This window comes from Arcicella rigui, from assembly GCF_034929435.1.
In the GTDB taxonomy this organism is placed as follows: Bacteria; Bacteroidota; Bacteroidia; order Cytophagales; family Spirosomataceae; genus Arcicella; species Arcicella rigui.
The window spans coordinates 134,811-146,004 of the sequence record NZ_JAYFUM010000018.1; the positions used below are offsets into that span (position 1 = coordinate 134,811).

The following is an 11,194-nucleotide window of genomic DNA, read 5'->3' on the forward strand; positions in this document are numbered from 1 at the left end:
TAAAATGAACAAATTACGATATAAACTACTACGATTTGGCTGTATGCTAATGGGTATCTCTATATTCTTTAGCTGTGAAACCAATATTCTTGACCAAGTACCAAAAGATTCATTGACGGGCGAAACCGTGTGGACTGACCCACAAGGAGCTACACAATTTATCAACGCTATTTACGGACAAATGCCTTCGGGCTTCGACCGTAACTATCAAGGTTGGGCAAAAGGTCTTTATTTGTTAGACGGCGTAACAGACGATGGCGACGTTGGAATGCCTTGGACGCACTCCAACCAATTACAAACAGGAAACTTTTTGCCTTCGGATGTACCTTGGGGCGAAACTTGGGGTGATTATTATAGCTTAGTCAGAAAAACAAACATTGCCCTTGAAAATCTTAGCAGACTAAAAGACGAAGCTTTGAGAAATCGTTTGATGGGCGAAACCTACTTTTTACGTGGCTTCATTTATCACGAATTGTTAAGATTGTACGGAATGCCTTCTACTGGAGCGGAAGCAACGGGTGTACCATTGATTAGCAAAAGTTTAACATTAAATGATGACTTTCAGATTCCTCGTGCCAAATACGATGAAGTAGTTGATTTTATCATTGCTGATTTAGACAAAGCGGCTTCTTTACTTCCTAAAAAAGGAGCAATCGAAGCTGGTAGAGCTACTTCTGGTGCTGCCAATACCTTAAAAAGTCGTGTGTTATTGTATGCAGGTCGCTGGCAAGCAGCAGCCGATGCCGCCAACAAAGTGATTAATACAGATTATACTTTGTTTAGTGATTATAGAACTTTGTTTTTAACAAAAAACAACAATGAAATCATTTTTGCAAAGAAATTCCAAGCACCCGATAAAGTGCATTATGGCTTGAACAATGGTTTCGATGTGGTGAACTCGCCACCATCAATCAGAGGTGGTAGCGATGCTGGTTGGGGCGGTAATGTGCCAACCCAAAACTTTGTAGATTCTTATGAAATGATTGACGGGAAGTCGCAAGCTACTTCGCCTTTGTACAAGGCTTCTGAGCCTTGGGCTAACCTCGACCCACGTTTTGAAGCAACCGTTGTACACAATGGTTCTACTTTCCGTGGACGTGTAATGGAATTGTATGCAGGCGGTGCAGACGTAACAGGCAGAGCCGAAGATACCAAAACGGGTTATATTTTGCGTAAATTCCATGAAGAACAGTATGTACTTTATACAAAAAGTAGCGACCAAGATTGGATTTTCCTTCGTTATGCCGAAGTATTGCTCAATTATGCAGAAGCCAAAAACGAAGCTACTGGCCCAGATGCAAGCGTGTATAGTGCCATCAATGCCATTAGAAAAAGAGCAGGAATGCCCGACTTAGAAGCAGGATTGAGCAAAGACCAAATGCGTGCAAAAATCAGAAACGAACGCAGAATTGAATTGGCTTTTGAAGAGCATCGTTTCTTCGATATTCGTCGTTGGAAAATTGCTGAGAGCTTATTAAATGGCCCATTGTACGGCGTAAAAATGACTAAATCAGGCAATACGATTACTTATACTCGTGTTGCTTTTGAAAACAGAAGCTTTCCCTCTAAACTTTATGTATTGCCAATTCCACAAAATGAGGTTGATAAAAACCCTGCGGCTAAACAAATTGCTGGCTGGTAATTTTTAGACAATGTTGTTGAATGAAAAAGAGGTTATCGGTAGCATTACCTGATAACCTCTTTGTGAATTAGTGATTTGTGAATGAGTGAGTTAGTGAATTGTTTCTAAGTATTTATCTTTTAAATAAGTACCCAAAAATTATCAGGTATAATTTATTTAGTATTATAACTTCTTAAAAATAACTCACTAATTAGCGAGTTAGTGAATTGTGAGTTGTTATTTATTTCTAAGTATTTATCTTTTAAATATGTATCCAAAAATTATCAGGTATAATTTATTTAGTATTACAACTTATTAAAAATAATTCACTGATTCACAACTCGCTAATTCACAATTCACTCACTCATTCACTAACTCACTAATTCCCAACTCAGCATTAGTATTTAATCTATTTTCCCTAATGATACACAAACGCATACTTTTCCTGCTTTTTCCGCTTGTGGTGGCTTGCCAATCGACTTCTTCTGAGGAAGAGCCACTTTTTCAGTTACTTGATTCAGAAAGTACAGGTATCAACTTTGTGAACGAAGTAAAAGAAGACGACAAACTGAATGTACTCGAATACCAATACTTGTACAATGGTGCTGGCGTGGCTGTCGGAGACGTAAATAATGACGGACTGGCGGATGTGTATTTTTCGGGAAATATGGTTGAGAATAAATTGTATCTTAATAAAGGCTCTTTCCATTTTGAAGATATTACCGAAATCGCTGGCGTAGCTGGTAGAAAGAAATGGAAAACAGGCGTGAGTATGGCAGACGTAAATGGCGATGGAAAATTAGATATTTATGTGTGTTACTCTGGTCCGGGGACTGCCCAAGAGCGTAAAAATGAGCTGTATATCAATACTGGCACAAAAAATGGTGTGCCTACTTTTATAGAAAGTGCTGCCAAATATGGCTTGGATGCCGAAGGTACTTTTACGACACAAGTGGTGTTTTTTGACATGGACAAAGACGGCGATTTAGATGTATTCATGGTAAATCATGCCGAGATGTTTTATAATGCTTTCTACAATACTACAAAACTTCGGAGAACTCGACATCCCAGATTCGGTAATAAACTCTATCGAAACGACCAAGGCTATTTTAAAGATATTAGCGAAGAGGCAGGCATTGATGGTAGTGGGCTGAATTTTGGACTAAATGTTTCTATTGCTGATGTAAACAACGATACTTGGGCAGACTTGTACGTCACCAACGATTATACCGAACAAGATTTTTTGTATTTGAACCAACAAAACGGCCATTTCAAAGAAGTACTCAAAGAAAGTATGGGGCATATTTCTAAGTTTTCGATGGGTTCGGCAATGGTCGATGTGAATAATGATTTGAAAAACGATGTTATTAGCCTTGATATGCTTCCAGAAGATAACTTTAGGCAAAAGCTACTCAAAGGCCCCGACGAATACGACCGCTACCAACTACTCGTCGATAGCGGTTTTCACCACCAAAATATGAGAAATATGCTCCAAATAAACGTGGGCAACAACCCCGAAGGCATTCCGCAGTTTACCGAAATTGGGCAATTGGCTGGCGTTTCAAATACCGATTGGAGCTGGAGTCCATTGGTTTGTGACTTGGACAACGACGGAAACAAAGACCTCTACGTTACCAATGGCTATTTGCGTGACTTCACCAATATGGATTTCTTGAAATATACCTATCAAGAAGAAGCCGACAAGGCCAAAGCTCAAGGCAAAAAAATGAACACTTGGGAACTTATCAAGCAAATGCCCAGTACCAAAGTGAGTAATTATTGCTTTGCTAATAAAGCCACTAATGAGGGTTTAATTTTTGAAAATACCACAGAAAAATGGGGCTTATCAGCACCCTCAATCAGTACAGGAGCGGCTTATGCCGATTTAGACAATGATGGAGATTTAGATTTAATCGTGAATAATAGCAATTCCCCAGTTATGGTTTTTCAAAACCGTAGCCGTCAGCTTTCAAAAAATCATTATATCAAACTTAAACTACAAGAAAACTCAGCCAACACTTTTGGTCTCGGAGCGAAGGTATTCGTACAAACTGCCCATACTTCTCAGATGCAAGAATTGTACTCGGCACATGGTTTTCAAAGTAGCGTTGAGCCTAGTCTGCATTTTGGCTTGGGAAAAGATGAATGGATAAAATCGGTAGAAATTCATTGGACAAACGGCAAAGTAACCACTTTACAGCATATCAAAGCCGACACTACGCTGACCATTCAAAGCAACACAGCAAAGGCTATCAATACCCCAACCGCATCGCCAATAAATTCCTTTTTTACTGATTATACCGCAAAAGCAAACCTGCGTTTTCAACACCAAGAAACGCCTTTTGTCGATTTTAAACATCAATCGCTTCTTCCCTACCAATTGTCAAAACAAGGCCCATTTATTGCAAAAAGCGATGTTAATGCCGATGGATTAGAAGATATTTTTATCGGTGGAAATCAACAAAAAGCTGGGGAATTATTCTTACAAAAAAGAGATGGCTCATTCCAAACTTCACCTTCGCAACCGTGGGCAAAAGGAACAATTGGGAAAGACGCTGGCGTACTATTTTTTGATGCCGACAACGACAAAGATTTAGATTTATTCATTGCCAAAGGTGGAGTTGAGTTTGATGCTCACGCCTCTGCCTACCAAGACCAATTGTACCTAAACAATGGCAAAGGCATTTTTACGATTACTTCAGAAGCCTTACCCGATTTGACCAGTAACGGAAGTTGCGTTGCCGTTGCCGACTATGATAAAGATGGCGACATAGATATTTTTGTGGGCGGTCGTTCTATGCCAAGTCGTTACCCTGAACCAGATTATTGTTATCTGTTGAAAAATGAAAGTAAAAACGGGAAAGTGTTATTCCGATACGCTTCCGAGCAAAAAGAGCCTTCACTTCGCCGACCGGGCATGGTTACTTCGGCTACTTGGACGGATATTAACAAAGATGGCTGGCTGGATTTGGTCGTGGCAGGAGAATTTATGCCCATTACCATTTACGAAAATCAGCGTGGACAATTAGTGAACCAAACCCAAAAGTATGGCTTAGAAAATACCAATGGTTTTTGGGCAAAAGTAATAGTTGAAGACATGGATAATGATGGTGATTTAGACATCGTTGCAGGAAATTTGGGACAAAATACCCAATTTAAAGCTTCTGAAAAAGAACCCATTACACTTTGCTACGCAGATTTCGACCAAAACGGTACAATCGACCCATTGATTTGCTATTATATACAAGGCAAAAGTTATCCACTTGCTTCATTAGATGAATTAGCCAATCAACTGCCAAGCATCAGAAAAAAATTCTTGAAATACAAAGACTACGCCGAGGCTACGTTAGAAACTTTGCTTTCGCCAGAGCAAATAAAACAAAGCAACACACTAAAAATCAACACACTTAGCAGTACTTTTTTTGAAAATGTAGGCAATGGTAAATTCTCCGCCAAAGTTTTGCCATTGTCTGCTCAAGTTTCATTGGCTTCTTGTATAAGCGTAGCCGACTTTAACCAAGACGGCAAAAAAGACATACTTGTAGCAGGAAATTTCTATCCGTGGCGAGTACAATTAGGCAGAAACGATGCCTCAATGGGTTCGCTTTTGTTGGGAAATGGCAAAGGAAAATTCACTTCCGTTGCCAATCAACAAGCTGGTTTACTGTTAAAAGGCGATGTCAGAGATATGCTTACGATTCAATTAGCCAATCAAAACAGAGCGATATTCTATACCCAAAATTCAGATAAAGTGGGCGTTTTGAAGCAATTGTTGAAGTAAAATTCACTTCAACAAAATACAAGTTTTTACTTATTATCATCTATGATGCTAAGTAATCAGGCAGGACTAAATTAATTGTAATTCCTTAGTCGGTAAACAAAACTGGTAACAAAGTTTGGGTTACCAACCTTGAAATAGAATATGGAATAATTAAATCTATCAATTACACACAATCGGGTAATGTTATTAAATTTACGCTTCCCAAGCTCAAATATTGGGATATGATTGTAATGAATAGTAAAATTTAATTAACCATTTTTATGAAAAAAAGCACAAAAGTATTCATTTTGTTGTTGGCAACGACAACAATTCAAAACGTCATGGCTCAAAAAATACCCAAAGCCATTTATCAAAATAAATCATACTCTATTACGGCTGACGGTGTCAGACAAGGAAAGTTTTCTGGAAAAATACTTTCTGCCTCTCAGATTACTTCTGATTACAAAAGTCCTGCACAGGAATATCTCAATCCAAGTATTACTTTCAAATTCAGCATCAATGGAAAAGACAATGAAATGATTGCTGGTCAAGACCATCATTTTAATTGTATTGCCAAAGATGGAAAAGCCAGTACGCCGATTATTACTTTCGGCAAACAATATGTTGATAATACCAAAGTACCAGAAGGTGTATTTTTGAAAGAAGGAACGTTGCTGACGATTAAGGTAGATTGCCGTGCCATTATCGCTGAAATGAACAGTAAAGGTTTTTACACAACTTTTAATGGTGATAAAATCTTTAAAGATGATTTTCATGGCATTTATGTAGCTGGCGGTACAAGTCCGCTGATTTGGGATTTTAACAGTTTGCACGGACATGATGAACTTAAATTATCAGACTCAGATAATGATGGTATTTACGAAGTAACGCTTAGACTTGGAGCTTCTGAACAGTCTAAAATTGCCTCTGAATGGAAATTAAGTAAAGATATTTCAAGCTTTCCGCAGTATCAATCACAATATCCTATTTCAGATGCCTTGTACAAATTGGCTACCGAAGAGATGCTCAATGCCATCGAAAAAGACAGTACTTTACGCACAGGTAAAGAATGGGCAGGCGTTTGGACTCGTGACGTTAGTTACAGTATCATTCTTTCAATGGCACATTTACAACCACAAGTTGCCATGAATAGCCTACTCAGAAAAGTAAAAAATGAACGAATCATCCAAGATACTGGCACAGGTGGTGCTTATCCTGCCTCAACCGACCGCATGATTTGGGCTGTTGCTGCTTGGGAAATTTACAAAGTAACAGGCGATAAAAATTGGTTGAATAGAATATATGCCATTATCAAAAATTCGATAGAAGATGATTTGAAAAATATCTATGATGCAGAAACGGGTTTAGCCAAAGGTGAATCCTCTTTCTTGGATTGGCGAGAACAAACCTATCCGCTATGGATGCAACCAGCCGATATTTATGAATCAGAATGTTTAGGAACAAATGCCGTACATTATCAAGCTAATATCGTTTTGGCAAAAATGGCAACGATAATAGGTGACAAATCAATCGCAGAAAAACATCAGCAAATAGCGTCAAAAATAAAAAATGGTATCAATAAGTATCTTTGGTTGACAGATAAAGGCTATTATGGGCAATTTTTATACGGAAGAAATCATAAAATTCTTTCACCAAAAGCAGAAGCATTAGGCGAAGCACTTTGCGTATTGTTTGGCATCACCGAAACCCCAAACCAAGCAAAAGTAATTGCCAATACACCCGTGACGGATTTTGGGATTAACTGTATTTTCCCTCAAATTCCGGGCATTCCACCTTATCACAACAATGCTGTTTGGCCATTTGTAGAAACTTATTGGGCTTTAGCGGCGGCAAAAGCAGGAAATGAAGCCTCTGTTCTTAAAAGTATTGCTGCTATTTATCGCCCAGCTACCTTGTTTTTGACTAATAAAGAAAATTTTGTAGCCGAAAATGGCGATTATGCAGGCACACAAATCAACTCAAGTAATATGCTTTGGAGTTTATCGGGCAATTTGGCTTTGGTGCATAAAATCTTTTTTGGTATTGAGTTCAAAGATGAGGCTTTGGCGTTTCATCCTTTTGTACCCAAAGCCCTTACAGGTATTAGGCATTTAACTAATTTCCGTTATAGAAATGCCATTTTGAATATTGAGTTACAAGGTCATGGCAATCGTATCAGAAAATTTTTATTAGACGGAAAACCCACAGAAGCACTTATCCCAAGTTCGCTTGAAGGCAACCATAAAATCACTATTTTCTTAGAAAATAATGTATTGCCTTCAACCATTAACCACCAAAAAGTACTTTTTGCTCCAGTCATGCCATTAGTGAGTCTGGAACAAAATAAGCTTGTTTGGCAAAAAATAGCAGGGGTTTCTTCATACCAAATTCTTAAAAATGGAGTAGTATTGGCAAAAACTACGCAAACATCTTTCACGATTGTTCCAGAACAAGTAGCAGAATATCAAGTGATTGCTATCGACAAGCAAGGTATTTCTTCTTTTGCGAGTGAACCTCTTTTAGTTGCACCAACAACAAGTATTCAAAACTATCCACTTGTCAACTTTGCTCCAAAATCAAGCAAAAACTATCAAGGAGCTACAAGTAATGGATTTGTCGAGATTAGCAAACAAACCAACACCCAAATAGCAATAAGTATCAATATTCCTACGGATGGTTGGTACAGTTTGGACATTCGTTATGCCAATGGCAACGGCCCTGTAAATACAGAAAATAAATGTGCAATTAGAACTTGCTCTATCGAAGAAAAACAAATAGGTACATTTGTCTTTCCACAAAGAGGCAAAAACGAATGGTCTGCTTGGGGAATGAGTAATGCCATTCAAACTAAATTGACTAAAGGTAAACATATAATCAAAATTCATTTTGAAACAGCCAACGAAAACATGAATGGCGACATCAATGAGGCAATTTTGGATTATTTACGTATTGTGAAGTTGAAGTAAGAGAGCATCTTACTTCACCAAAACCCAACGATTCACCGTATTATTTCGTCCTTCTATCATGATTTTATAGAAGGACGATTTTTTTTGACTTACATCTACCGTGATACTTTCTTGGGTATTCGGTACAGTGTCGATTAATTCATAGAGGTCTTTGCCTCCTTCTTCAAAATGGTTGGTTGTACTCAGCCATATTTTTACTTTACCTTTTTTCTCTAAGGCTTTCCACGAAATTTGTAAACTATCTTTTACCAAAACTGCATTCGGATTAGCTACTGAAACAGGATTGATTAAGGCTACACCGTCTATTTCTACCAGATTTTCCGCTGGAATTTTTAATCCCATAAAACGAGCCATCGTTGGCATAATATCTACAATGGCAGGTTGGTTTTCCTGAAAGTAATTGTTCAATGGTTTGGCATTGGTTGCTATCCAAGTAGTACGTTCTCTGTCCGACTGTCCGCCGTGATTTTTACCTGTTTTAGCATCTCTTCCGTGGTCGGTCGTAATTACGATTAGCCAATCTTCTTTAAAATTTTTCTTTCTATATTCTATCGCTTCCCATACTTTGCCGATTTGACTGTCCACATAACCCAAAGCTTTGGTGAATTGCTCACTATCGCCATACTTATGTCCCATATCGTCAGAATATTCCAAATATACCCACGATAAATCTGGGGCATTCTCTTTGATACTTTTAGCCGCTTCATCGCTTACTTTTTCGTCGATTTTATGAATGTATTCACTTTGTTTATCATGTGGATAAGTAAGTGTGTCCAACTCATAGCCATCGGCTACAAAATCCATTTTAATATTGCCTGCATTGGTCAAAGACTCGCCAATCAATTTGGTTCTATTGTCTAACCATGTAGAATAAACGCCTATTTTCTTTTCGGGATATTGACTTTTCAATAACCTGAAAATATTCCAATAATGATAATTCGGTTTCTTAATATCGTTACCCCAAACATTATGTTTATTTACCCAAGTACCCGTCAGCAAACTATTGTAGCCTACAGCAGAAATGGTTGGTGTTTGTGAATACTGTCCTTTTTCGCCACCAACATAAGCCCTTTTGTACGCTCCGATGGCACTAATTTTCTTTAAATTAGGCATTTCGGCTTTTTCGATGGCATCAGCAGGAATGCCGTCAACTATCATAAAAACTACTTTTTTAGCTGTTTTTTGTGCGAAAGTTGTTGATGAAACAATTAGTATATAAAAAAGAATTTGGAAGATTTTCATGGTTTTGTCTATCTCTCGTTTGTTAATGAAAGCTTATTGCCAAAGGCTAAAAGCTATTTTTCAACAAAATTCATACTTCTTCTTCACAAGTCTATCATTCTCTATTTTATTTAATTGTTAATAAGCGGAGAGATTTGGGATTTCGGGATGTCGGATTTTGGATTTCGGCAATCAGATTTCAGGTGTCGGATTTCGGAATAGATTTCTTTACTCAATTTAAAATCACTCAATAAAACACCTCCCCACAAATCAGCAGAGAATTTATTAATGGTATTTATATTTTCGCTTTTATTGATGAGATAAAAAGCTAAAAATACGCATGGCATGACTATTAAATCACTTGATAAAGGATAATTTCAATGAGACTTTATCAAAAACAATCACTAAATCACTCATTCACAACTCACTAACTAGCTTATCTATGGAATTTTTAGAAACACTTTACAACGAAATCGTCGGCTTTTTTAATTTTGGCGGACTGATTGAAATTATCCAAACAGACAATTACAAAGCCTTATTAACCCAAGATGGCATCGGCAAAGCTTTAGGTCCACTGATTCCCGTTTTGTTACTTGTTGAAATTATCCGTGCCTTATTTTATCGCCGACTTACTTTTACGCAATACAAAATCTCTTTTTTTACTTACGTTTTCAACCGCTTTATTTCTCGTTTTATTTCAATCGGAATGGTCGGGCTGTGCATTGCTTTCTTTGAACCTTACGCCATTTTCAAGACAGAATTTACATGGTATTGGTTTATTTATGGATATGTAGTCTGGGAATTTGCCCATTTTATTTACCATTTCTTGGGGCATAAAGTACGTCTTTTTTGGTGTTTGCACTCTACTCACCACGCACCCGAATACATGAATTTGTCGGTAACCTACACACACTTTTTTCTGGAAGCCCCTTATGCTGATATTATTCGTACTACAATTTGTATTTTGTTGGGCGTAAATCCTCCTTTGTTGTTTCTCATCATGTTTATAGATGGTACTTGGGGAGCTTTTATTCATATTGGCGAAAATATTATGGTGGATGCTCGTCTGGGATTTTTGAATAAAATCATTCTTACGCCTTCACACCACAGAGTACATCATGCCAAAAATCCTTTGTATATGGATACCAATTTTTGTAATCTATTGAATATTTGGGACAAAGCCTTTGGTACTTTGCAAGACGAAAAACACGAGGAAGCCATTGAGTACGGCATTACAAGACCGATGAAATCTGGAGATTTTTTAGATGCTTATTTTGGTGAAATTACTTTATTGTTGAAAGACGTTTACCAAGCTCCAACGCTTAAAGACAAGGTTTTATATATTTTTATGCCCCCCGGCTGGCATCATTCTGGCAACCACAAAACCGCAACAATTGTGAAGAAAGAGTATTTTGATAGTGTTAGGGGGTAAGGTTTGAGCTATGAGAGGTGAGCTATGAGCTTTTCTTGCCGTAGTTCGTGAGACACGAACTACTTAATGAGATTTCAAACATGAGTCATCCCGAATTTTGGGTATGACTTGACAAATAAAAACCTCCTTGTTTATTTTGTGAATTACGACAAACACAAAAAACAGGAGGTTTTATTATGCCCAAGGCACATCTA

Annotated in this window: 5 protein-coding genes and 1 pseudogene; 5 read left to right on the forward strand and 1 reads right to left on the reverse strand. The window is 37.7% G+C overall.

The window, feature by feature from the left end:
• The first annotated feature begins 4 nt into the window (after window positions 1–4).
• The 4 genes and pseudogenes from VB248_RS15505 to VB248_RS15515 all read left to right on the forward strand — a co-directional run bounded on the left by VB248_RS15505 (window position 5) and on the right by VB248_RS15515 (window position 8,347).
• Window positions 5–1,642 carry a RagB/SusD family nutrient uptake outer membrane protein gene (locus tag VB248_RS15505; protein ID WP_323297712.1) on the forward strand — a complete coding sequence of 546 codons (1,638 nt, stop codon included), beginning with the start codon at window positions 5–7 and terminating at the stop codon, window positions 1,640–1,642.
• A gap of 400 nt (window positions 1,643–2,042) precedes the next feature.
• The gene (locus tag VB248_RS15510; RefSeq protein WP_323297713.1) at window positions 2,043–5,402 is read left to right on the forward strand and encodes a VCBS repeat-containing protein; all 3,360 of its coding nucleotides are present in this window, start codon (window positions 2,043–2,045) and stop codon (window positions 5,400–5,402) included.
• Window positions 5,403–5,509: 107 nt separating this feature from the next.
• Window positions 5,510–5,650 (forward strand): annotated as a pseudogene (locus VB248_RS22600) (glycoside hydrolase family 66 protein); the annotation flags it as partial.
• A 12-nt stretch (window positions 5,651–5,662) separates the two neighbouring features.
• Window positions 5,663–8,347, forward strand: coding sequence for an alpha-L-rhamnosidase-related protein (locus VB248_RS15515; RefSeq protein WP_323297714.1), 2,685 nt, complete (start codon window positions 5,663–5,665; stop codon window positions 8,345–8,347).
• Between the two features lie 9 nt (window positions 8,348–8,356).
• Here the strand turns inward: VB248_RS15515 and VB248_RS15520 are convergent, their stop codons facing one another.
• The gene (locus tag VB248_RS15520; RefSeq protein ID WP_323297715.1) at window positions 8,357–9,589 is read right to left on the reverse strand and encodes an alkaline phosphatase family protein; all 1,233 of its coding nucleotides are present in this window, start codon (window positions 9,587–9,589) and stop codon (window positions 8,357–8,359) included.
• Window positions 9,590–10,010: 421 nt separating this feature from the next.
• Between VB248_RS15520 and VB248_RS15525 the strand changes: the two genes are divergently transcribed.
• Window positions 10,011–11,000, forward strand: coding sequence for a sterol desaturase family protein (locus tag VB248_RS15525; RefSeq protein WP_323297716.1), 990 nt, complete (start codon window positions 10,011–10,013; stop codon window positions 10,998–11,000).
• Window positions 11,001–11,194: the final 194 nt, after the last annotated feature.

Coding starts and splice junctions, on each gene's coding strand:
- VB248_RS15505 (WP_323297712.1), top strand. CDS start 5: ATGAACAAATTACGATATAAACTACTACGATTTGGCTGTATGCTAATG.
- VB248_RS15510 (WP_323297713.1), top strand. CDS start 2,043: ATGATACACAAACGCATACTTTTCCTGCTTTTTCCGCTTGTGGTGGCT.
- VB248_RS15515 (WP_323297714.1), top strand. CDS start 5,663: ATGAAAAAAAGCACAAAAGTATTCATTTTGTTGTTGGCAACGACAACA.
- VB248_RS15520 (WP_323297715.1), bottom strand. CDS start 9,589: ATGAAAATCTTCCAAATTCTTTTTTATATACTAATTGTTTCATCAACA.
- VB248_RS15525 (WP_323297716.1), top strand. CDS start 10,011: ATGGAATTTTTAGAAACACTTTACAACGAAATCGTCGGCTTTTTTAAT.